We start from the raw sequence: 22,374 nt of genomic DNA on the forward strand, positions 1-22,374 counted from the left end.
AAGTTTTATTCTTCTGTTTCTGCATCTGATACAGGGCTTTCGTCTCTGTCTGCTACCTCAGCCAGTGGCTTCAGGTTGGCAGGAATGTCGTCATTTACCTCATCACCTTTAAAGTATGGGAAGAAGTCCAGGATAGGACTTTCGGCAATAGCATTAATGTCAAAGTCAACGGTCATGCCGCCCATGCCCTGATGAATTTTATCATAGGCATCTTTTACATTACTTGCTAATACCAGAATTTGATTACTTACTTTTTTTTCTTTACCTGATTTTTCGTCAACTGAAGCAAATGAAACCTTGCTTTTATACCAGATGTCCCCATCTTCATTTTCAAATATCTCGGTGTAGTTGGCCTTTCTGATATTGGTCACAATAAATTCTCCGCGAATCATTGATTCCATTTCTTTATATATTCTCGACTCAGCTTCGGTAAATGAAACAGCATCAATTAAGTATGTTTCGCTTACTTTCTTTTCTTTGCCCGATTGTTCGTCAATTTTCTCGTATTTGACTTTACATTCAAATAAATTCTGCATGGTACTATACTTTTATCGGGCAAAGATAAGATAGATTGCTATTTGCCAAAGCAATATCTGTTAAAAGGAGATTAGAGAAGTTTTTGGGATTATCAAAGTGACAGATAGACAGTTTGTTTGATGTTAAAAAACTTCAGCAAAGGTAATGTAAAAGCCGTTTTCGCCTTTGGCCCATCCATAGTCTACACGGATATTCATTCGTGGTTGTAGTTCTGCTCTTAAACCCACGCCGGCATTGGGTATCCAATCTTTCAGTTCGTTGACTGAAGGAGCAACCGAACCAGAACCTACCCAGGCGACATAACCAAAACGACTGTTATAATTACCTTTCTTATTAAGCTTTTTACGCTTAAACATATGTCTGTACTCCAGGGTCGAAAAAACCATGTTGTCATCACGGAATCGCCCCATTGTATAGCCTCTCATATTGTCCAGACCACCCAACATCGATTTGTCTGTCCATGGGGTATTACCGCTAAAAGTAAAACGTCCTTTTACCTGCCATGCAAGTGTCCTGCGTTCGCGCTGAATAGCATGGTATTGCCGATAGTCGAGGTCTATAATGTTGTAATTGGTGTTGCCTCCCAAAAATTTGGCATATGTTGTGAATATCCCACTAATAAAAACGCCTTTATAAGCATTTTGGACAAAGTCACGGGTGTCGTAACTAACCTCCAGACCAATACCTGTATTAAAAATGTCGGTCCCGTCATGTAACACATCTTCATCCTGCAGCATTAGCTGATTCAGGTCCATTGCCCTGGTGCGATTAATGTCTACCACCAAACCAACAAATATCTTTTCATGGGTTCTAACCAGGAAGCGCTGATAAAAGCGCCAATAGTTGCGTGAATAGGCGGTTGTGGTGTCTGTTTTAGGCACCGAATTAGCATTATCATATCCAACGCCCCAATAATTATCTGGCATATCACGCAGTTGAAACTCGCCAATTGAGCGTAATTTATCACCTTTCCAATAAATCACATTAATGGCACGTACCGAAAATGAACCGTTGGAACTGTAACCAACCGAAAACGGAATGGATGAGAGATTTAAGATTTTATCCTTATGAGTTTTGAAAGTGATAAGTCCGCCTCCGGATAATAAAAACTGTGTTTCTGGAGTATAGCTGGGCGCTATGTATGGCATTAGTTTGAAAGAACTTCTTTCTATCTCGGCAAATCGTAATGAATCAAGATTATTAAGGATTTTATTGCCTAAAGAATCAACCTGAGCTGTGCTGGTTAAAACTGTCATTAGGAATATGATGGGGGTTAGAATGTGCTTTCTCACAATAATAATTTAACTGGCGTTACAATTAACAAAGTTAAGGAGAAAAAAGTGAAAAAATATATAATTGTTAAAACTCAAGTAATCAGAGTTTAAGCTTTGTTTTTCGCGAGTAGTTGAATTTTTTTCGAAAAAATTCAAAAAAAAGATACGTCCACATCGTATTTGGATTGTCTAATGGATGTAAACAAAAAAGAATTTGATATGAATGCTAAAGCGATAAGGCGTAATTTGTACAAAGTTTTAAGAAAAACTGGTGTGCCAAAGAACCGAATCAGTGAAGAAGCCTCGCTACGTGAAGAACTTTTTGTTGATGATTTAGATATGAATTGTTTCTTATTTTATTTAGAAACACGTTTTGATGTGGCTATTCAAAATGACGAGATACCGCAATTAACTTCTGTAAAATCGACAATTGATTACCTGCAGAAACATTGCGCATAAGATTTTTCAATGACCAATCCCATGAGGTTGTTTCCAAACAAGACTATAAAACCACTCATTTTATCGTCCCATCAACTTATTTGGAAACAACCTTTGTTTGTTTAAATACTTTCTCCAGCTCCTCGTCGGGGCGTATTATATTATAGTCTTTCCAGAATTCCTCATCGGTTTCTTTAATCTGATCGGCCAGTACATATTTAGATTTGTATAGTTCTGAAGGCCTAAGCTTGTACTTTTCGTTGATGGTACAATCACTAATCAGAAGTTCGGTGGTTGCTGTAAATACAGAGTTGACTTTCTGATTCTTATCGTTGATACGGATGATAATTTCACCTTTAATACGGTTAAGTATCCATTTATTTTCCCAATAGCGATAATCAATGTAGTATGTGGCAGCCAAGGGCTTTACTTTAATCTTTCTTGATGCTTTTCTGATTAATGTTTTGCCACTTGTTTTCAGGGCTTTATTGGTTAGTTTAAATTCACTTCGAACTAGTGCAAAGCTTTCGGAATGGATAAAAAGTGTGCCGTTGTAAAGCAAATCGCCATCGTCATTTATTGGTCTGAATTTGATTTTGTAAACAATCTCATCATTTAAAACGGCAATGCCATCGTAGGTGTATTTATATAGTTGCTTATCTTCCAGATAAAAATCCTGATAACGGGCAATGTCAATACGTGAGAATTGAAATGGGCCACCTTCTAACTTAAAATCAATAAAATCCATCGAGTGCAGGTCGTTCTTTTTACGACCTTTAATGAATTTGACACGTTCCAGGTTAGATGGATTATAGTAGTTGGGCTTTATTATTTCAATAATTGCTTCGGATACCTGGACGTAAGACTCGTCTTGTTTTATTGATTCCCTGAAGAAGCCTTCAAGAACCGTTTGTGCATCAAAATAGTTGTTGCGGTGATGTGTTCTAAGTTGCTCAACAATTGTTTGAGGATCTTTATAGGTCACTTCTATTTCATCGAGTCTCACCGACGTAGGCCTCAGGCGGATATCAATGATAGAGTCCTCCTTTGGTATGGCCAAGAAAGTTGTATTGTAGCCTAAGAAAGAAAATGCCAGTTGTTGTCCTGCATAGCTATGGGGCAATTTAAATTCGAATTGCCCCATGGAATTAGTAATGGAGCCCAATGGTTTATCAATAACAGAGATGTTAACCAATGGAAGTACATTACCATCTGACTGGTCCAGTACGGTTCCGGTAAGTACAATATGTTGAGGTTTTTGAGGTGCAGGTAGCTGTTTGCTAATTATTATCTGACCATTGAGGTAGGTAATGTCAACTTGGCAATTCCTCAAAACTTCCTGAACTATTTGTAAGGCATGTCTATTATGAAAATCTACATTAACAGCACTATCTGATGGAATAGCGTTAACATCGTACGCGATATCAATGGCCGTTTGATTGGTTAGTGAATCAAACAAGGCCTCTATGGTGATGCCTTGTTGATTAATAGATGTAATTTGCGCATACGTTTCAGGCAAAAAGCAAATGAAGAAAAGGATAAGCCAAAAATTACTTATAAGGTGCCTGTTCATTTTTGAGGTGCAATTACAGTTTAGATTTGGATGATTATTCCTTTACAATGTATCATTTTCTTTTCAAATCCTTTGCAGATATTATTTGTTTTAGCCCATTAATATTGACTTAATGCTTGTTCTCAATGAAATATGCATCGCCTTGTTTTGAATATTGTAAGTTAAACGAGGTACAAACAGACTCCAGCACATGTTCAAGAGAATATTTGCTGAACGTTGCATTCAAAACTTTGTTTTCAGTGACAATACTGTCGCCAACAATTATTGATATATGATAGCTGTCTTCAATTGTTTTAATAACCTCAGATAGGCTGGTGTTGTTGAACTCCAGTTCCTTTGTTTTCCAGGCTTTGTAATTGTTAGTAAATACTTTGTGTTTTTCTAAAGTATTTGAGTTTATTGAGTAGTTAACAGCATCTCCTGCTTCAAGAATTACATTTTCGCTACTAAGTTTGGAGTCGACTTTTACTTTACCACTTGTTACAATAACCTCAGTATTTGTTGCGCCTCCATAGGCTTTCACATTGAAAGATGTACCAAGCACACGGATATTGACCTGTTCGGTTTCAATGATAAATGGCACGGATTCGTTTCTGGCAACATCAAAAAATGCCTCACCATTAAGCTGCACCTTTCGTGTATTACCCTTAAATTTTTTGGGGAAAGTAATGGTGCTTCCATGGTTAAGGTCAACTATGGTGCCATCTGGTAAAACCACCTTTTCAATAGTATGTGCGGTACTAATAACAGTAGTCTGTTGTTTCGAAATAATTCCTACAAACAGGCTGGAAACAATTATAATGGCCAGAGTTGCCGCAATGGCCATATAGCGTTTAAACACGATACTCTTTTTATTGGAGTTGATTTGTGATTTAACGTTACTCCAGGCTTTATTGGTGTTAACATTTTTAAGGGCCTGTGCATAGTGAGCATCTCCCCAAAGTTTTTTCACCTGTTTCTCAATATCCTGATTGTTGGCCAGTTCCTTTTGAAGCTGTTCATGCTCTTCGGTACTCAGCTCTCCCGACACATCTTTAGCCAACAGGCTCCAGCGAATATTTTCGTTCTCTTTATTCATCATTCACACAATTAAAGCATTAGCAATAATAATAAGGTTGCCAACATTTGCTTTTTGAGAGTTTGCAACTGTTCCCTCAGATATTTGAGTGCTTTTCCCATTTGCACTTCAACTGTTTTTGGCGATATATTTAGTTTCTCTGCAATTTCTTTGTATTTCAGGCCATCCATTCGGCTCATTTTGAATATGCGCCTGCGCTGTTCAGGTAATTCGTCTATTACACTGTTAATTTTGTTCAGGTACACATTTTCATTAAACGACATCCAAACAGGCTCAGGCTTTTCGGTTTGATTTTTCTCGTATTGATAGACAACCTGACGGTGTTTCAGCTCATTGGTGCACTTGTTTCGAACGGCTACCACCAAAAAGCCTTTCAGTGATTTGATATCTGTTTCCCTTCTTTTCTCCCACATTTTTACAAATACACCTTGTACAATACTCTCAGATAGATCTTTATCTCCAAGGTATTTTTGAGCAAGCAGCACCAGGTGCGGGTAATAGTTTTTAAAAACCAGCTCAAAAGCACGTTCATCACCTGCTTTAATTTTTTCCAAAAGCATACGATCCTGGATATTTGGGTCTAACTGTACAGTCATTTACAACTAGTTTATTAAAGGACATGCCAAATGGGTTTTTCCCTTATCCAATTTACGTATTTTTTTTAGTGCCAGTCCTTTTTTATCGCTAACCAATGGTTTTAGGAGGAGTGTATTTACTCCTCCCATGTAAATGTAGTCACTAGAGCTGCATGGTCAGAAGGGAACGTTTTTGGGTGTTCATCAATTAAATAGCTATCGACAGGCTTAAGTTGCTGGCCTTTGTAATAGATGAAGTTGGTCCTGTTTTTCATGATGCTGTCGAAGCGGGGCGAAATGGTATAACCAAAGTGTTTGGTTTCATCAGGGTGCTTGCTTCTGTAGGTGTCAATTAATCCGTTCTTCTCAAAATTTAAACTTGTTGGATATGCAATTGCCAAACCATAGTTATGTCGCGCGTTTTTTGCTGTCCAGTCCAAGTGAGAGCCTGAATTAAAATCGCCTGCGATTATTATTGGCTTTTTGTTGGCGTTGGTAATTTGATAATTGAGCTCGCTAAGTATAAACTGAGATTCTTTACCTCTTGTTGCCGATTCCCATTGCAGGATCGAGTCTGTATCTGCAACGCCTGATTGGATATATGCTGATAAATCGGGTGATGCGTTCAAGTTTATCGGGCAGATGAATAATGATTTTTCGTTAGGTAATGAAAGCTCAATACATCCCACAGTTTCGGGCTGAAATACATTGTGCGCATTTATAATTGGAAACCGACTTAGCACAAATAAGTCGTTGCTGCGTTGGTATATTTTATAATTTAGTGCATCGGCAATAAACGGTGCTGCTTGTCCTGCTTTTTGTAATACAACAATGTCAGCATCAGTCTGTTCAATGATTTCGGTAATGCGCTTAATCCCAACAAATCGGCCGTCGTGAACAGCTCCATCCCATATGTTCCAGGTCATTACTTTAAACTGCTCCTTTACGTTTTCTGATTGTAATTTTTTCCTGGCCTTTTGGCGGTGCAGCAATTGTATTTCTTTATCGGGGATTACTCTTGACCAAATTAGCAAATCATCAATTTCGCCATTGAATAAATCTCTATTGTGCTGATTACTATAGGCTATACCTAGATGAATCAGGGTGCTGTTGAGTGATAATTTGTTGTTTTGGAGTGAAATGACAGCAACGTTATTGCCGTCATAATATAAGCGGGCTTCTTCTAATTCTTTGTCATAGGAGAAAGCTAACAAATGCCATTTACCATCGTTAATGGTTTGTTTGGCTGTTGGTTGGTAGTACCAGTCATCCAAGCCGTCTGACAGATGCCATTCCCAGGAGCCATTGGCGGGTGTGTTGATTTTCCAGCCTTGCACACTGGTTGAATCCTGATAAGTATGTGATAAAATAGTATAATTCTGAGGATCTGATGGGAACTTCTTGACCCAAAAGGCCACCGTGAAACCTTTATAGTCGCTCAATGAAAAGTTATCTTTTAGTTTAATAGCAAGCGGCTGGCGTGTTGAGGCATTGAGCGATAAATCGAGACTGGTATCTTTTTTTGAATAGGCAAAAGATGCTGCTTGGGGTCCGTAAATGGCTGTTTTTACCATTCCCGAGTTCTTTAACGTATTGTTAAAGTGATAAGCAATTATTGGTTTGCTAACAGGTTCTTCATCCTGGCAAGCCATCAGAGCGATTAACAGAAGCCCGGAAACTATCCATTTACAATATTGTATCATGCAACTTATTTTGGTTTTTCAAACCCCTCAACATCAACTGCTTTATTTGTACTTAATTCTTTCAAAATAGTTTCTAATTCTTGAGATAATTCTTTGAAGTGCTCATTAAACGCGGGTTCTCCATTTTTAAAATCCTGCTCAGTTTGAATAGCTAATTCATAGAGTTTAGGTGCCGAAATGGTTCCTGCAATACCTTTAAAAGAGTGCAACATACGTTCGGCAGCATCTCTTTCATCCTCTCTTACAGCATTAAATTCCGACACAAAATTGGTATGATCGAAATAGAAACGTTGCAAAAGGCGTTTGAAGAAGTCCCATCGGTTGGCAAATCTCTTAACTCCTTCATTAACATTAATTCCCTTTATTTCTGGCAAATTATTACTGTCAGGCTTTATTTCTATTATTGGTTTTTCAACAATCGCAATGGGTTTACGTTTGTGGCGTTTACTGCCTCTTCTTTTTTCCACCCATTTCAGAATTTTCTTATAGACTTGTTCAGGATCAATGGGTTTGGCTATCATATCCACCATGCCTGCATTGAGGTATTTCTTTTTAATACCACCAATGGCATCGGCTGTCATGGCAATAATTGGCAGGCTGGCATGTTCTTCCATGGCTAATATGCCTTTAGTAGCATCAAACCCATCCATCACAGGCATTTGAATGTCCATTAGAACAAGGTCAAAAAAGTTGGGGCCTCCGTCGCGAACAGCAGCAATAGCTTCTTTACCGTTTGATACGACATCCACATTTAAACCTGCCAGTTCCAGTAATTCTATTCCGATTTGTTTGTTGGTCTCGTTATCTTCTACCAACAGTACTTTTACTTCATCTTGCTCTCTGAGCTCATTGAGGTATAATCCGGGTTCTTTTTTACGCCATGCCAATTTGGTCTTTTCTTTACCAAATGCTTCCAGGCAAGCATCGTGTAGTGTTGAGAAGTTAACCGGTTTTATGATTGAACCGATGGCCTTGTTATTTATAAAGGTTTGAAGGTCATGGTCCTGACCGAAGTCATTGATGAGCACAAGAATTGGTACTTTACTTGTGTTATTCACGTATAGCTCCTGTATAGCATGACTGAACTTATTGCCAGGAATGTTCCAGTCGGCAATGATCAAATCGATAGGATCGGACTGATGACTTTCTACAAGCTTGATCATCGCAGAATCGCAACGTCTTTTTAATGTCACTCTAAACTTAAGCAACTCCAGCATATCTTTAATAATGGAAGAGGTGGCCGGATGGTTGTCAAGGAGCAATACATGCTTATTTTCCAGGTCTTCAGGTGGAATTAATAGATCGCGTTTTTGGACTTTTTGTTTACCAGCCTTCATCGTAAAGAAGAATGAACTTCCTTCGCCATAGGTACTTTCTACCCAGATTCTGCCACCCATCAGTTCAGACAGGCGCTTACAGATAGCCAATCCTAGTCCGGTACCACCGTATTTACGCGTGGTTGATACATCGGCCTGGGAGAATGAATCGAACAGGTACTCCTGCAGATCCTCTTTAATGCCAATGCCGGTGTCTTTCACCTCGAAAAGCAACTCCACTTCATTATCATCTTCCTGCAGCACCAGAACACTGGTGACAATTTCACCTTTATTGGTGAATTTAACGGCATTGTTAACCAGGTTGACCAATATCTGGGATAAGCGCAGTGGATCACCAACCAAGTTAAGTGGTACATCGGCATGGAGCGCATAAATAAAATCGAGGCCTTTTTCGTGGGCTTTATAGGCCACCATATTACTCAGGTCGTCAAATACCTGTTCCAGATCGTAGTCAATTGTTTCAATGCTGAGCTTGCCGGCTTCAATCTTCGAGAAATCAAGTATATCATTGATAATGCCAAGTAATGACTTAGAACTACCCTGAATTTTTTTCAGGTAATCGTTCTGTCCCGGATTCACTTCTTTCTCAATGGCAAGGTGTGTCCAGCCAACAATGGCATTCATAGGGGTTCTGATCTCATGACTCATTCTGGCCAGGAAATCACTTTTAGCCTTTGTAGCTGCTTCGGCATCATCCTTGGCTTCTTTCAATAGAACTGCATCTTTCTCTTTGGCAATGGCAATACCCAATGTAACTGTATATGCTCTGAAGATGGCGCGGTGCGATTCAACCCAAGGCATGCCCTTATCGGTGTTGCCAAAGCCAATAAATCCCCAGAATGTATTACGGGCAAATACAGGCACCACCAGCAGGCTTTCCAGTCCTAACTCATTGAATAAAAACTGCTCTTCTTCAACAAAATCATCTTTGTAACCCGTGATGTCTTTTTTGTCAGATAGGAAATGAAACCAGCGCGATCCAATCTGGCTGTATTTAATATTTTGAAGGTTGGTGCGTTCAATGGGTTTTATTTGATCCTTTTGCCATTCGTATAAATGCGATGCAGAAGGTTGGTTGTCGCCTAGTGCCTCATCATTCTTAAAAATAAATGAGTGATCAACCATTGCACTTTGTGCCACAATGCGCAAGGATTTACGTATGGCTTCTGTAGAGTCTTGGTTGGCAATCAGTTCTTTAACAGCTTCAGCAACGCCTTCCAGAAAGCGGTCGCGCATCATAACTTCCGAGATCGCTTCTTTGGTAGCGGTTACATCAATCATTACACCTTGCAGGTAATGCCCACCTTCACTTTGTTTGACCGACATGCCTTTTTCGTGCAGCCAGCGCATTTCACCGCGCACATCGGTTATGCGGTATTCCACCTCATACGAGCGGTTTTGGGCAACAGCCTGTTTAATTGTATCAAGCACCCGCTCTCTGTCATTATCAAAAATGAGGTTGGTAAATGACTGAACGCCATCCAGGAAATTCTCAGGTTCGAAACCAGTAACTTTATTAAAACCACTGCTTAGAAACAGCATGGTTCGGCTGTCATCCACCAAGCCGGTGTATACGATACCAGGCACATTGGTTACAATGTTACGGTAGTTCTCCCGGCTTCTTTCCAAATCACGCAATGCCTTATTCAGCTCTGTAATATCCGTTGATATACCACAAATGGCTTGTACTTCACCGCGTTTATTTCTGATTGGAAACTTATTGGATAAAAAGTAGCGCTTACCGGTTCGTAACTCAATTTCTTCTTCATAGTGGATGGGGATACCACTATTAATTACTTGCAGATCCACTTCGCGCCACTGCTCAACGGGTTCTTTGGCAAACAGGATTTCTGCTTTTTTGCCAATCACATCTTCTTCTTTGAGGCCAACCTCATCACACCAGTTTTGGTTAACAAGGGAGTACCTGCCTTCCAGATCTTTGACGTATATGAGTGCTTTTGAGTTGTTTATAATATCATCGAGCAAGCGCCTGTTGTCTTCAATTGCATTTTCGGCGTGGCGCCTTTTACGTTCATCCGATGTAATGGTAAAAACAAAAAAGCGTAAAACTAAAATACCTGCAATGATTGCAACTGCCACCAGAATTACTAAAAAGCGCAGGCTAAGTACGCCCCACTTACTTAGCATTTGCGATTGAATGGTTGCTGCTTGTTCAGCAGTTCTCTGTAAGGTGCTGGCGTTGCTTTTTAATGATGTCTGAACGGCATTGAGGTTATTAATTAAATCTAAGGTTCTGAAGATGGTTTGCTCGTAGTGACGCAAGTCAGCTCTAAATTGCTTCATGTGGCTGCGAGCCTCAATGTTGTTGACCTGATTTTCAATGGTAAAGGTGAGGTTTATGGTGTTGTCAAACCAGGTTTCCAAGGAGTCGCGCCTGGCCTGTCCCAGGTTGTCAATCTCAATGCGATTTTGCATAGAGCGTATGGCTATTAACAGGGCATGTGCTTTGTTGTAGTATTCAAGCGTTGTCTGCTGTATAGTTCGTTTTTTTGCAATCCAGTCTTCAATGAGCTCCTGATGGCGCAGCTCTTCTTTTTCAATAACATCATAAATACTATCCGTTTTAAATGATAAGATATTTTGGTAGTTATGTAAGGAGGCATATAGCTTGAAATCTTTATTAAAGGCCGTTACTAAATCATGCATCGGCGCCAGTAATTCTTTTGTTTGCGGGTTAGCTTCTGATTGACTGATGTTTTGGAGGCGCGAACTGATGCTGAATGTGAGGGAATCAACTTTGTTAATAAGAGCGGTATTGCCTGAAAGAAAAGCTCGTTTTTCATATAGGCGGAGGTGAAATATGCTGTTTTGAAGCTGATTTACCTGTTCTGTGCTTTCCACTACATTCGAAAGCCGACGAATACCCCTGATACTGAGAAAGGATACGGCTGACATTATAAGAATGATAATGACAAATGCAAAAGAAACTTTTCTTTGTATGGAATTGGCCATTCCTCCCAGTTTAAGTAGCCCCATATGGAATTAGTTTTCTGATATAATATTGAGCTTATAAAGATAAGAACATTTTAAGCTCCTGAAAAACGGTTATTTGATAATAACAGATTCATCAATATTAAGTTTGTAATTTATTTAGCTTTACTATTTTTGGTTCTCAGAACAAAATAGTAAGATGCCACTATACACAAATAATGCCACAAAGCTTAGTCTCATTATTGTCTTATACGTAATTGCTCCCTGTTTATTATTGGGACAGGAGCCGTCTTTGGTGCCCAAAAATGAGATGAGAGGCGTTTGGGTCGCCACTGTGGCAAATATTGACTGGCCCAGCCAACCTGGACTGAAGGTGAAAGAACAAAAGGCAGAGGCTTTGCAAATTATTAAGCATTGCAAGCAATTGGGACTCAATGCTATATTTCTGCAGGTCAGGCCTGCTTCTGATGTACTGTATAAATCAGCTTATGAGCCGTGGTCCAAAGTATTGACGGGTGAGGCAGGTAAGTCGCCAAAGTATGATCCGTTGCGGTATTGGATCGAGCACGCACATGCTCACGGACTTGAACTACATGCCTGGATTAACCCTTATAGAGCCTCCATGAATATGCCGGATGAGTTACCTGCAAAGCACCCTTACCATGACACGCCCGAAATGTTTGTAGAATATGGGAATAAGCTTTATTTCAACCCGGGACATCCTGGTGCCAATAAACATATTAACAAGGTTGTAGAGGAGTTGGTAGAAAATTATGCCATTGATGGAGTTCATATGGACGATTACTTTTATCCTTATCCGGTTAGCGGACAGGTGTTTCCTGATTCTATGTATTATCAGCGTTATGGACAGATGCAATTTGATGATATTGCCGACTGGCGTAGAGAGAATGTCAATCAAACCATACAATCGATACAGGCAACCATACAATCAACAAAACCATGGGTGCAATTTGGAATAAGTCCTTTTGGTGTTTGGCGTAATAAAGCAGATGATCCGCTTGGTTCAGATACAAAAGCCGGAACAACCAATTATGATGGTCTTTATGCTGATGTGCTGAAATGGATGCAGAATGGCTGGATTGATTATGTGGTGCCGCAGCTATATTGGGGAACATCGCATCCGGTAGCCAACTATCTGGTATTAGTTAATTGGTGGAATGAGAATAGTTATGATCTACCAGTTTATATTGGTCATGGTATTTACAAAATTGGTTCGGATAAGGCCGATTGGCAGGATGTTAAGCAGTTGCCGTCTCAACTTGGATTTGTGAGGAGTTCCAGCAATCTTAATGGCAGTGTGTTCTTTAGTTATAAACATCTGAAACGCGATTTGCTGGGTCTACAAGATTCGCTGATAAATACCTTTTATCGGAACAAAGCGTTGGCAATCTATGACGCTAATAGCCAAAGTGCTGCTTTAGCTGGAGATGTTGAAAAGCTTAAAGCGACCAGGAGAAAGATAAAATGGAAAAGCACCAATGACGACAATGCTGCACCTGAGAAATACATTATTTACCGATATCAGGCTTTTGATGCATTTTCGCCCGATGATGCCAGGTTTGTATTGGATGTGGTGTATGATAATAAGTATAGGATACCGAAGCGCGCAAATGGCTTTGCTAGACAATATATAGTTAGGGTAGCGGCTCTGGGAGCAGGTAATACCGAAGGAACTTTAAGTGAACCATTGGTGGTAGAGTTTTAAATGCCAGATTAAAGGACACGACAAGATTATTTCTAAGCTATCTTAAAGAGGTTTGCGTTCGCCTAAAAACTTCGTTATCTTCCATGTTTTAAAAATCACTAATCCTTTATGTTATGGAGATAGCTTTAATTTTTCTTGCCGTTATTTTAGTCGGTGTGTTTATCTGGCTGTTCAGTATCGATGGTTCCTATCATGTTAAGAAATCGCAAGTAGTGGAGGCTTCGCGTGAGCGGGTTTTTGACTTGGTGGCTGATTTCAAAACCTGGCCAACCTGGTCGCCATGGCTTTGTATGGAGCCAGATGCCAGGGTGGATGTAACTAACAATGGCCTTGGAACCGGAGCTGTCAATAGTTGGGTAGGCGATTTGGTAGGTACGGGAGAGATAGAGCATCTGGATATTGTTGAAAATGCATCTATTTTGCAGGAAATAAGATTTATAAAACCTTTTAAGTCAAAGTCGGAGGTATACTGGCGGTTTACCGAAGTAGATGGAGGATGTGAAGTAACCTGGGGAATGAAAGGCAAAATGCCATTCTTTTTTAAATTCATGGCCAAGCAGATGGAGCCATGGATCCGTATGGATTATGAACGCGGACTGAAGATGATTAAGGATTTTATAGAAAAAGGTAAAATCGATTCGGAAGTGAAGATTGATGGCGTAGCAACGCTCGATGGCTTTGATTATATAGCCATCAGAGAAACTTGCCCTATGTACGAGGTTGGTCCTTCAATGAAAGCAACATTTGCAAAAATCAACGAACTGTGCGAAAAGGAGGGTGTTGAGAGTGACTCAGCATTTTCGATCTATCACAAATTTGATTTTACTGATCCTGAATGTACATATTCATCTGGTGTGCCTGTGAATCAGTCAATTGTTTTGGATGGTGAGTTTTATAAAGAAATTTATCCAACAATAAAAGCAGTTAAAGTGACTTTTAAAGGTGACTACGAGCATCTGGGAAATGGCTGGGCAGCTGCTTATAGCTATGCCAGGTATAAGCGCCTCAAGGTTAATAAAAAGATAGACCCAATTGAAATATATCTGAATGATCCATCCAATGAAACAGATCCTGCCAACTGGCTGACAGCCATTTATATTCCGGTTAAATGAGGTTCAAAATGATAAGCTGGTGGTGTTATGCTGTTGCATGCCACCAGCTATTTACTAAGTAAGCCTTGTTTGCGAAGGGTTTCTTCCACATCTTCCATCTCATTGTAAAAAGCTTCGCCATATTTACGAATGATAGGCTCTTTCAAAAATTTGTAGACAGGAACTCCCAGTTGGCTGCCTAACTCCCGTGCCGGATGACAGATGGGCCAGGTGTGATAATTCAAGCCTTCGAAATCGGGGTATTTGGTTACCCTGATGGGGTACAAATGACAGGAAACCGGCTTTTTAAAGTCAATCAGACCTTCCTGATACGCTTTGTCAATGGCGCATTTACAGATGCCTTTTTCATCAAAATAAGTATAGACACATTCTTTGCCATTAATAATGGGCGTCACCTTATCACCATCGCTATCAACTATCCATTTGCCTTGCTTCTCAATTTCGGCAATGGCAGTTTCAGTAAGGTAAGGCTTAATAACCGGGTAGATGTCTTCCAAAATAGTGGTTTCGTCGTCTTCCAACGGTGCACCCGATTCGCCCTCAACACAGCACTCACCTTTACATTTGTCCAGGTTACAAACAAACCGTTTCTCAAATATGTCAGTGCTAATTATCTTATCATCAATCTGAATCATCTATCCTTGTTTTAAATAAAGCGCTGCAAAGATAGAAAAATAGCTCACATTGTGTGTTTATGAGTTTAAGCCAAAAAACGTTAAAGTAGCCAATATAATCAGACCTATTAGCCACACAAAGCCATACATCATCCATACCAATGTCATTTTAAAGAAGGTATTAATCCACTTACGATGATAGAGACGTTTAGCTCCAATGATTTGATAAAGAGGTACCAGAAAGTACAGATAGCCAATCCAACCTACCGAATAGTTTTTGAAAATGATGTTGACAGCAATGACGATGGCAGTAATGGTAAATATAAATGAATGGATATTGAGCGCAAAAATTAAATGTCCGATATACAGACTGCGTGTTCTGAAGAAACTAATCCACAGGAAAAAAGCAAAAATAGGCATAAAAAGAAACAGTGACCACGAAGTGAACTGGTAGAGCTTGTTGACGTATAGTTCGGGGTAGTCTTTGATCATTCTGGCTGTTTTTGCATATTTCGAGTCACTATCATCCACATCCTCAACTGCATTTTCAATGTCGGCAATAAATGAGTCCATTTTGTCCAGCTCTGTCGAATCTATTTGTGAACTATCCAATTCTGCTTTAATGGCTTCGCGTGCGGCTACATAAATAGAATCGTTGCTATGCTTAACCGAATCAACCATAGCAGTTATTTCTGCTTTCCCAGTTTCTACTTTATTTTTGGTATTGTCGTAGTTGTATTGTATCGAATTGTTAGTAACAATAGACATGAGTAAAAACATTACAAAACTGATGAACAGGTAAAAACGGAAAGGAGGCATGTATCTGGCTCTTTTGCCTGCAATGTAATCAAGCGTCAGTCGGCCGGGCTTAAAAAGTATGGTCACCAGGGTTTTTACCAGTCTGGTATCGAAGGTGATGATGGTGCCCATAAAATCAGCTATCATAAAGCGGATGGGGCGCTCGAGCTCTTTTACGGACTGTCCGCAGTTTGAACAGTATTTGCCGCTAAATTGATTGTCGCAGTTTTTACAAATTATTAGCTCATTCTCGGTTTGGTGTTCGGCCGTACTCATAAGATTTATAACTGGGTTTAGAATTGGTCCTAAAGATAATTTTTTATTGGTTTGGTGACAAAAACTGTGTATAAGTCTTAAGTTAATAAGTAGTGAAAGTCCCTGACGCCTGATCTTTAATTGCTATATTTGGCAAAATTTTACCCCTACTTATGAAAATGCACAAACCGATAATGTTTGTTGGTACCTGCTCCGATGCCGGTAAGAGTGTTTTAAATGCTGGTTTTTGCCGAATTTTAAAACAGGATGGCTTTCACCCGGCTCCGTTTAAGGCACAAAACATGTCTTTAAATAGCTATGCTACGCCTGAAGGTTATGAAATTGGCCGGGCTCAGGCTGTGCAAGCCGAGGCATGCAGAATAGCCTGTCATACCGATATGAATCCTGTTCTGTTAAAACCAAGCGGCGAAATGATGTCACAAGTCATTTTGAATGGTAAACCAGTAGGCAATCGTTCGGCTTATGAGTATTTCCGTAAAGATGATAATGCCCGTTTGTTTGATGAGGCCTATGCTACTTTCAGTCGACTGTCAGGAAGATATTCGCCCATTGTTATGGAAGGGGCAGGTTCAATATCTGAGTTAAACCTGAAGAAACGTGATATAGTTAATATGCGCATGGCTGCCCGGGCTGGCGCAGATGTTTATTTAGTGGGCGACATTGAGCGCGGTGGTGTGTTTGGCAGTGTTTATGGATCGGTAATGCTGCTTGATGAAGAGGAGCGTGCATTACTGAAGGGCATAATCATAAATAAATTCAGGGGTGATGTGCGTTTGTTTGACGAAGGCAGGCAGATAATTGAAGACCTCACTGGTATTCCGGTAGTGGGTGTAGTACCTTATCTTAACGATATTTATATTGAGGACGAGGATTCGGTGGCGCTTGAAACCCGAAATAATATACCCGTAGAGGACAAAGTGAATGTAGCTGTTGTAAAGTTGCCGCAGATGTCAAACTTTACCGATTTTAATGCTTTGCAGTTTGATAAGCGCATAAATGTATACTATTCAACAGAGCTATCTCAAATTGAAAAGGCCGATATTGTTATTCTCCCGGGCTCAAAAAGTACAATCAAAGATTTGCTTTACATCCGCGAAAAAGGTATTCCAGCTCTGTTAAAACAAATGCAGCAGGCTAATAAAACAATTATAGGTATTTGCGGAGGTTACCAGATGATGGGTGAGCGTATTGATGATCCGGATAATATTGAAGGTATTGTTTCGACAGTTGAAGGAATCGGGCTACTGCCTATGACCACGGTGATTACGAATCATAAAAAAACGGTGCAGCAACAATTTACTTTTCTTGATGGCAGGGGTATTTGTGCCGGCTACGAGATACATATGGGTGAAAGTACGATGCACAGTAATGTACGCCAGTTAGTTACCACAATTGACGGACATGCCGATGGTATTTATCTGAGTGAATATTGCTGGGGAACCTATATGCATGGGATACTTGATAACCAGGAGGTAATTGATCGGCTGGTAGCACCTTATACCAATGAACCAGGTGCATTGTTTTCGTATAATGAGTTTAAAGAAAACGAATACGATCGTCTGGCAGCACATTTGCGTCAGCACATTAATATAAAAACCATTTATGATAATGCCGGTATCCTTAATCAGTAAAAGCAGTCAGTTTGCTCATGGCAATGATGCTTATCGCTATTGTCATGATATAATTGCTGATTTTAGTACTAACACGTGGTATAAAGGCCCTCATCCGGAGTTGCTTAGCTGTCTTAAAGGTAATATGTCCTGCATTGCCAACTATCCTGAATTGCAAAGTGAATCGCTTACTGCTGCTTTGGCAGATAATCACCATTTGGCTGAAGATCAGGTGTTGGTTTGTAACGGAACCGCTGAGGCTATATTTTACATTGCTCAGAGCTATGCCAATGCCAGCAGTCGCATCATTACCCCCACTTTTTCTGAATATGAGCATGCATGTCAGGTTTACAATCATCAGATTAGTTATTGTGGCGCAGGTTTCCTTTCAGATGGAATGAATACACCTGAAGGGCTATTCTGGTTATGCAACCCCAATAATCCAACAGGTGAGGTGTTTTCAAAAGAGCTATTGCTCGATCTCATTAAGAATAATCCTCAGACCACATTTGTGATTGATGAAGCCTATGCTGATTTTTGCATCGAGGATATGTCCATGATTCCATATATTGGCAGGTTTAAGAACCTGCTGATCCTTAAGTCGATGACTAAAAACTATTGCTTGCCTGGATTGCGACTGGGATATGTATTAGGTCATCAGGCTGTTGTTAGTCAATTATCCGTCTATAGGCCGCCCTGGTCGGTTAATAGTCTGGCGCTTAAAGCAGGTGAATTTGCCCTTCGCCAACCAATTATTGATGAGCTTGAATTATTAACGTATCTGAGTCTGTCAAAGACTTTCAGGACTGAGCTTGCAGCCATCCCCGGTATTGAAGTCTATCCGTCTTCAACAGGCTATTTTCTGGTTAAAACACCTATGCTGGCAGCTGAATTAAAGCAATTATTAGTGGAAAAGTATGGTTTGCTGGTGCGCGATGCCAGTAATTTCCGAACCTTGAGCGAATACCATATACGGCTGGCTACTCTTTCGCGAGATAAAAATGATAGCCTGATAACAGCCTTTAAAAGTATATTCCAATGATTGAATATGCAGATTTATGGCTGGTATTGGCAGTCGTATTGGCCTATTTGCTTGATTTACTTCTGGGCGATCCGATAGCGTTACCCCATCCTGTGGTTTATTTTGGGCGGATGATTAGTTTCTCAGAGCATCGGTTAAATAAAGGTAGCTATCGTTTACTTAAAGGTTTGTTCTCCAGTGTCGGGCTAATAATGTTAGTATATCTGGCGTTTTATTGGCTTATGTTTTGGTCTCAACACGTTGGTGTGTGGTTAAATGCTTTGCTGACTATGCTTTTCTTCTTTTACGGCCTGGCCAACAAAACGCTTATTAAGGAAGGTGTTAATGTGTTTAAGGTCTTAGAAAAAAACGGGATAGAGGCTGGTCGCCGGCAGTTGAGTCGCATAGTGGGGCGGGATACTTCTCAACTGTCCGAACAGCAGGTAAGAAAGGCGGCTCTTGAAACCATGGCAGAGAACTTGAGTGATGGAGTGGTTGCCCCTGTTTTTTGGTTCATCTTATTAGGTGTTCCGGGTATGATGGCTTATAAAATGATTAATACACTTGACTCAATGGTTGGCTATAAGAACGAGCGTTACCTGTTGTATGGGCGGGCAGGGGCCTATATTGATGATGCGGCTAATTATCTGCCGGCTCGCATAACGGCTTTATTAATGGCTGCAGTGACAGGCTCAGTGCGTGCCATGCGGTTTGTTGCCATGTTTGGTAATAAACACAGTAGCCCCAATGCCGGGTATCCTGAGGCAGCGCTGGCAGGTCTTTTAGATGCCAAATTTGGCGGGCCAAATATTTATCATGGTCAGATGGTTGATAAACCGTTTATTGGTATCAATGAGCGTCCATTGCAATTGAACGATGTGTATAAAGCTGCGAAGGTGAACCACTTGGTGTGCCTGTGTAGTATTCTTTTGTGTGTAGTAATAAGATATATAATTCTTCAGTAATGATTAAACTGGATAACCTTAACATTGAGCCACTTCAGGATGAATTGGCCGAACAGCTTCAATATAAAATTGATCAGAAAGCCAAGCCTGTTGGTTCCCTGGGGCAGATGGAACGTCTGGCTAAGCAAATTGGCATGATACAAGGTTCTTTAACACCTCAATTGAGTAAACCGGTGATGCTAACAGTGGCAGCTGATCATCACATCTGCGATGAGGGAGTAAGTCCTTGTCCGGTTGAGATAACCTGGCAGCAGTGCCTGAATTTTCTTAATGGAGGTGGAGGCATAGGTCTTTTCTCGCAGGAGTATGGTTTTGATTTAAAAGTGGTGGATGCGGGTGTTAATTTTGACTTTCAGCCACACCCAAGGCTAATAGATGCAAAGGTGAGGAAAGGTACCCGTAACTTTTCAAAAGAACCGGCGATGACCATGGATGAATGTCTGCAGGCATTGGATAATGGGCGCAATATTGTAGCAAAGTTAGCGGATGAAGGCACTAATGTAGTTGGTTTTGGGGAGATGGGGATTGGTAATACCTCACCAGCTTCTGCTTTGTTGTCAGTTTTCACCGGGCTGGATGTGGACAAGGCTGTTGGGCCTGGTTCGGGCTTAACTACAGAAGGTGTTATGAATAAAGCCAGGGTGTTAGGAGATGCTATCAAGCAGCATGGAATTTCTGATAATGCCATTGAGAATCTGGCACGCTTTGGTGGCCTTGAGATTGCTACCATAGCAGGAGGTATGCTTGAAGCGGCTGCCCGCCGAATGATAATTATAACTGATGGATTTATAACAACTTCGGCTTTGCTGGCAGCGTATGCCATTGAACCTAATGTTGTCAACTATGCCCTTTTTTCTCATCAGTCGCAGGAGCAAGGGCATAAACACATGGTCGATTATCTTGGGGGTGAGCCAATTTTGGATTTAGGATTTCGTTTAGGAGAAGGAACAGGTGCAGCGGTAGCTTATGCTGTTGTGAAAGGTGCGGTGGCTATGTTAAACAAAATGACATCCTTTGATGAAGCAGCTATTGTTAACACAGCCAACCTTGGAATACGAATTACTGATGAGAGTAATAATTAAAAGTTAAACCCGAGTCCAAATTCAAAACAATTACCAGTTGGTATCGAAAACTCCGAAGGAGTAAGGTTCTGCCTGAACTGGTAATTGGCTTTAATAACAATATCTTCGGTAAGGTTAATATTGGTGCCTAATGCCAGTATATTCATATAGTTTTGTATGCGCGGGTATTCACTTAGTCGGCTATCTACCTTATGGTGTGTATTGAGGTGTTCATACCTGACAAAGAACGACCATTTCATCTCATGCGTGTCCAAGATTGTTTTATTGATGTCTTTCCGGTGGCGCCAGAGCCAGTGAAGAATATCAACGCCTGCCTCGGTGTAGGCACCAAATACTTGTGATCCCAGAACCTGTCCGTTATTACTATCCTGACTAGTAAGATGGTAAACTCCATAGGAATCTGACAGCCACCCGTAAGTCCCGGCAGCTAGTACTCTGAAATTTTGACGGGCATATCGTGCATAGCCAGATAATAGTGATAGTTTAGAATTGAGTTGCTGTGAAGCATCTTCTATTTGATAGGCATCATTGCCGTTTGAACCGTAATAGCCCGATATGTTCAGGTCTAATCCCGATTTGTTAGTATAATTTAGTTGACCTACCCAGGCAAGGGAGTTCAAGTCAAATGCTTCGCGACCATTTCTTACCCAGGTAGCACTTCTGAAGTGTTGTGCATCCAAAGCGGTAACAACACTGGTAAAATAGCTTATGCTGGGCGATAGTTGTCCATAGGCAGCCAGTCCCAACTCTATCCAGGTTGATGGAAGTATTAATCGTTCGGTTTCGGGCCGGTTAACAGAGTAAAACAAAATTGGCTCGTCATTGCTATTGATGTAGCCAATACCTAAGGGATGAAAACCGGCACGCAGATTAAATGCTTTATTGAAGCGATAGTCCATAAAGAGTTCAAAGTTTATCTCGGTATGGCTCTCCTGTCCGGAGCTTAAATATTCAACCTGCAGTTCCGAGTTAATAATCAATTTGTCATTGAATCTGTAGCCAAAGAATGTGGCAAGTCGGTAGAGGTTGCTGTAATAGAGTTCGATATCGCCTAATGCATCCTTGTCAGGAGTATAGCCGGGTGTTGTTACTGTATTAATCTCTCCAAAGCCACTTACTGACCATGGCTTATCTGAATAGAATATACCAGAAGCTGCCTTGCCCAGTCCCGGATACTGATTAGTGACACTTGTAATGGAGTCTTGAATGTTGTTACCGGCAAAAGTGAAGCTGGTAGTCAGGAGTAATAGTGCTAAGATATAACCTCTCATACGCATTAATTTATCTATTGTTAGATATGATTGCCATACTTTATTAAAACGTTGGCATTCAATTGGATAATGACAATTAGATTTTATTTGAGAGATTTGAGAGGAGAGGAAAGTTTGAATTGAGGTTTAAAAAAAAAGATTGCTTAACACTGTAAGCAATCTTTTTTGTGGTGCCACCTGGAATCGAACCAGGGACACACGGATTTTCAGTCCGTTGCTCTACCAACTGAGCTATGGCACCGAGTTATTTTTACAAAGTAAAAATAACATAAACAATAACCCTTTACCCTTTGGATTAATAACCTGTCCCCACAGGTTATTAATAAACCCTAAAATCAGCCTTACGACTGGTGGTGCCACCTGGAATCGAACCAGGGACACACGGATTTTCAGTCCGTTGCTCTACCAACTGAGCTATGGCACCAATCTGTG

The 22,374-nt window shown here is 40.5% G+C and carries 17 protein-coding genes and 2 tRNA genes; 7 read left to right on the top strand and 12 right to left on the bottom strand.

Annotated elements, in window-relative coordinates; all coding sequences use genetic code 11:
• Positions 1–5: 5 nt before the first annotated feature.
• A complete protein-coding gene (locus KDU71_RS08770; protein ID WP_212189747.1) occupies positions 6–536 on the bottom strand; it encodes a DUF4494 domain-containing protein in 531 nt (176 codons plus the stop codon).
• Between the two features lie 123 nt (positions 537–659).
• The gene (locus KDU71_RS08775) at positions 660–1,829 is read right to left on the bottom strand and encodes a BamA/TamA family outer membrane protein (protein ID WP_212189756.1); all 1,170 of its coding nucleotides are present in this window, start codon (positions 1,827–1,829) and stop codon (positions 660–662) included.
• A gap of 174 nt (positions 1,830–2,003) precedes the next feature.
• Between KDU71_RS08775 and KDU71_RS08780 the strand changes: the two genes are divergently transcribed.
• Positions 2,004–2,270, top strand: a complete 267-nt coding sequence (locus tag KDU71_RS08780; protein WP_244828302.1) for an acyl carrier protein — start codon at positions 2,004–2,006, stop codon at positions 2,268–2,270.
• A 76-nt stretch (positions 2,271–2,346) separates the two neighbouring features.
• Here the strand turns inward: KDU71_RS08780 and KDU71_RS08785 are convergent, their stop codons facing one another.
• From KDU71_RS08785 to KDU71_RS08805, 5 genes are all read right to left on the bottom strand, one after another.
• Positions 2,347–3,822 carry a carboxypeptidase-like regulatory domain-containing protein gene (locus KDU71_RS08785; protein ID WP_212189764.1) on the bottom strand — a complete coding sequence of 492 codons (1,476 nt, stop codon included), beginning with the start codon at positions 3,820–3,822 and terminating at the stop codon, positions 2,347–2,349.
• A 109-nt stretch (positions 3,823–3,931) separates the two neighbouring features.
• Positions 3,932–4,903: a FecR family protein gene (locus tag KDU71_RS08790; RefSeq protein WP_212189765.1), complete on the bottom strand. Its 972-nt coding sequence runs from the start codon at positions 4,901–4,903 to the stop codon at positions 3,932–3,934.
• 8 nt (positions 4,904–4,911) lie between these two features.
• Entirely contained in the window at positions 4,912–5,496 is a 585-nt protein-coding gene (locus tag KDU71_RS08795) for an RNA polymerase sigma-70 factor (protein WP_212189766.1), read from the bottom strand.
• Positions 5,497–5,612: 116 nt separating this feature from the next.
• The gene (locus KDU71_RS08800; RefSeq protein WP_212189769.1) at positions 5,613–7,178 is read right to left on the bottom strand and encodes a LamG-like jellyroll fold domain-containing protein; all 1,566 of its coding nucleotides are present in this window, start codon (positions 7,176–7,178) and stop codon (positions 5,613–5,615) included.
• A 5-nt stretch (positions 7,179–7,183) separates the two neighbouring features.
• Positions 7,184–11,512, bottom strand: coding sequence for a response regulator (locus KDU71_RS08805; protein ID WP_212189770.1), 4,329 nt, complete (start codon positions 11,510–11,512; stop codon positions 7,184–7,186).
• Between the two features lie 154 nt (positions 11,513–11,666).
• Here KDU71_RS08805 and KDU71_RS08810 point away from each other — a divergent pair, with 154 nt between their 5' ends.
• Positions 11,667–13,193, top strand: coding sequence for a glycoside hydrolase family 10 protein (locus KDU71_RS08810; RefSeq protein WP_212189776.1), 1,527 nt, complete (start codon positions 11,667–11,669; stop codon positions 13,191–13,193).
• A gap of 113 nt (positions 13,194–13,306) precedes the next feature.
• Positions 13,307–14,305, top strand: a complete 999-nt coding sequence (locus tag KDU71_RS08815; protein ID WP_212189778.1) for an SRPBCC family protein — start codon at positions 13,307–13,309, stop codon at positions 14,303–14,305.
• 47 nt (positions 14,306–14,352) lie between these two features.
• Here KDU71_RS08815 and KDU71_RS08820 read toward each other — a convergent pair whose 3' ends face one another.
• Together KDU71_RS08820 and KDU71_RS08825 are read right to left on the bottom strand one after the other, a co-directional pair.
• Positions 14,353–14,940, bottom strand: a complete 588-nt coding sequence (locus KDU71_RS08820; protein WP_212189780.1) for a DUF3109 family protein — start codon at positions 14,938–14,940, stop codon at positions 14,353–14,355.
• A gap of 57 nt (positions 14,941–14,997) precedes the next feature.
• The gene (locus KDU71_RS08825) at positions 14,998–15,993 is read right to left on the bottom strand and encodes a DUF3667 domain-containing protein (protein ID WP_212189782.1); all 996 of its coding nucleotides are present in this window, start codon (positions 15,991–15,993) and stop codon (positions 14,998–15,000) included.
• 152 nt (positions 15,994–16,145) lie between these two features.
• Between KDU71_RS08825 and KDU71_RS08830 the strand changes: the two genes are divergently transcribed.
• The 4 genes from KDU71_RS08830 to cobT are packed head-to-tail and all read left to right on the top strand — an operon-like array spanning position 16,146 to position 20,671.
• Positions 16,146–17,624, top strand: a complete 1,479-nt coding sequence (locus KDU71_RS08830; protein ID WP_212189784.1) for a cobyric acid synthase — start codon at positions 16,146–16,148, stop codon at positions 17,622–17,624.
• The gene (locus KDU71_RS08835; protein ID WP_212189786.1) at positions 17,602–18,645 is read left to right on the top strand and encodes a pyridoxal phosphate-dependent aminotransferase; all 1,044 of its coding nucleotides are present in this window, start codon (positions 17,602–17,604) and stop codon (positions 18,643–18,645) included. Before KDU71_RS08830 ends, KDU71_RS08835 begins: the two co-directional genes overlap by 23 nt.
• Positions 18,642–19,589 (top strand): adenosylcobinamide-phosphate synthase CbiB, encoded by a 948-nt coding sequence (gene cbiB / locus KDU71_RS08840; protein ID WP_212189795.1) that lies wholly within the window; start codon positions 18,642–18,644, stop codon positions 19,587–19,589. Before KDU71_RS08835 ends, cbiB begins: the two co-directional genes overlap by 4 nt.
• The gene (cobT, locus tag KDU71_RS08845) at positions 19,589–20,671 is read left to right on the top strand and encodes a nicotinate-nucleotide--dimethylbenzimidazole phosphoribosyltransferase (protein WP_212189799.1); all 1,083 of its coding nucleotides are present in this window, start codon (positions 19,589–19,591) and stop codon (positions 20,669–20,671) included. Before cbiB ends, cobT begins: the two co-directional genes overlap by 1 nt.
• Here cobT and KDU71_RS08850 read toward each other — a convergent pair.
• The 3 genes from KDU71_RS08850 to KDU71_RS08860 all read right to left on the bottom strand — a co-directional run bounded on the left by KDU71_RS08850 (position 20,668) and on the right by KDU71_RS08860 (position 22,366).
• Positions 20,668–21,942 carry a hypothetical protein gene (locus KDU71_RS08850; protein WP_212189800.1) on the bottom strand — a complete coding sequence of 425 codons (1,275 nt, stop codon included), beginning with the start codon at positions 21,940–21,942 and terminating at the stop codon, positions 20,668–20,670. The genes cobT and KDU71_RS08850 overlap by 4 nt on opposite strands.
• A gap of 168 nt (positions 21,943–22,110) precedes the next feature.
• A tRNA-Phe gene (locus tag KDU71_RS08855) sits at positions 22,111–22,183 on the bottom strand.
• Between the two features lie 107 nt (positions 22,184–22,290).
• Positions 22,291–22,366, bottom strand: a tRNA-Phe gene (locus tag KDU71_RS08860).
• Between the last annotated feature and the right edge of the window lie 8 nt (positions 22,367–22,374).

Source organism: Carboxylicivirga sediminis (assembly GCF_018156225.1).
In the GTDB taxonomy this organism is placed as follows: Bacteria; Bacteroidota; Bacteroidia; order Bacteroidales; family Marinilabiliaceae; genus Carboxylicivirga; species Carboxylicivirga sediminis.

What these genes read in the sequence shown, in the direction of transcription:
- KDU71_RS08795 (WP_212189766.1), bottom strand. Translation starts at nt 5,496, where the DNA reads ATGACTGTACAGTTAGACCCAAATATCCAGGATCGTATGCTTTTGGAA.
- KDU71_RS08850 (WP_212189800.1), bottom strand. Translation starts at nt 21,942, where the DNA reads ATGAGAGGTTATATCTTAGCACTATTACTCCTGACTACCAGCTTCACT.
- cobT (WP_212189799.1), top strand. Translation starts at nt 19,589, where the DNA reads ATGATTAAACTGGATAACCTTAACATTGAGCCACTTCAGGATGAATTG.
- KDU71_RS08815 (WP_212189778.1), top strand. Translation starts at nt 13,307, where the DNA reads ATGGAGATAGCTTTAATTTTTCTTGCCGTTATTTTAGTCGGTGTGTTT.
- KDU71_RS08805 (WP_212189770.1), bottom strand. Translation starts at nt 11,512, where the DNA reads ATGGGGCTACTTAAACTGGGAGGAATGGCCAATTCCATACAAAGAAAA.
- KDU71_RS08770 (WP_212189747.1), bottom strand. Translation starts at nt 536, where the DNA reads ATGCAGAATTTATTTGAATGTAAAGTCAAATACGAGAAAATTGACGAA.
- KDU71_RS08785 (WP_212189764.1), bottom strand. Translation starts at nt 3,822, where the DNA reads ATGAACAGGCACCTTATAAGTAATTTTTGGCTTATCCTTTTCTTCATT.
- KDU71_RS08800 (WP_212189769.1), bottom strand. Translation starts at nt 7,178, where the DNA reads ATGATACAATATTGTAAATGGATAGTTTCCGGGCTTCTGTTAATCGCT.
- KDU71_RS08830 (WP_212189784.1), top strand. Translation starts at nt 16,146, where the DNA reads ATGAAAATGCACAAACCGATAATGTTTGTTGGTACCTGCTCCGATGCC.
- KDU71_RS08780 (WP_244828302.1), top strand. Translation starts at nt 2,004, where the DNA reads ATGGATGTAAACAAAAAAGAATTTGATATGAATGCTAAAGCGATAAGG.
- KDU71_RS08790 (WP_212189765.1), bottom strand. Translation starts at nt 4,903, where the DNA reads ATGATGAATAAAGAGAACGAAAATATTCGCTGGAGCCTGTTGGCTAAA.
- KDU71_RS08810 (WP_212189776.1), top strand. Translation starts at nt 11,667, where the DNA reads ATGCCACTATACACAAATAATGCCACAAAGCTTAGTCTCATTATTGTC.
- cbiB (WP_212189795.1), top strand. Translation starts at nt 18,642, where the DNA reads ATGATTGAATATGCAGATTTATGGCTGGTATTGGCAGTCGTATTGGCC.
- KDU71_RS08835 (WP_212189786.1), top strand. Translation starts at nt 17,602, where the DNA reads ATGCCGGTATCCTTAATCAGTAAAAGCAGTCAGTTTGCTCATGGCAAT.
- KDU71_RS08820 (WP_212189780.1), bottom strand. Translation starts at nt 14,940, where the DNA reads ATGATTCAGATTGATGATAAGATAATTAGCACTGACATATTTGAGAAA.
- KDU71_RS08825 (WP_212189782.1), bottom strand. Translation starts at nt 15,993, where the DNA reads ATGAGTACGGCCGAACACCAAACCGAGAATGAGCTAATAATTTGTAAA.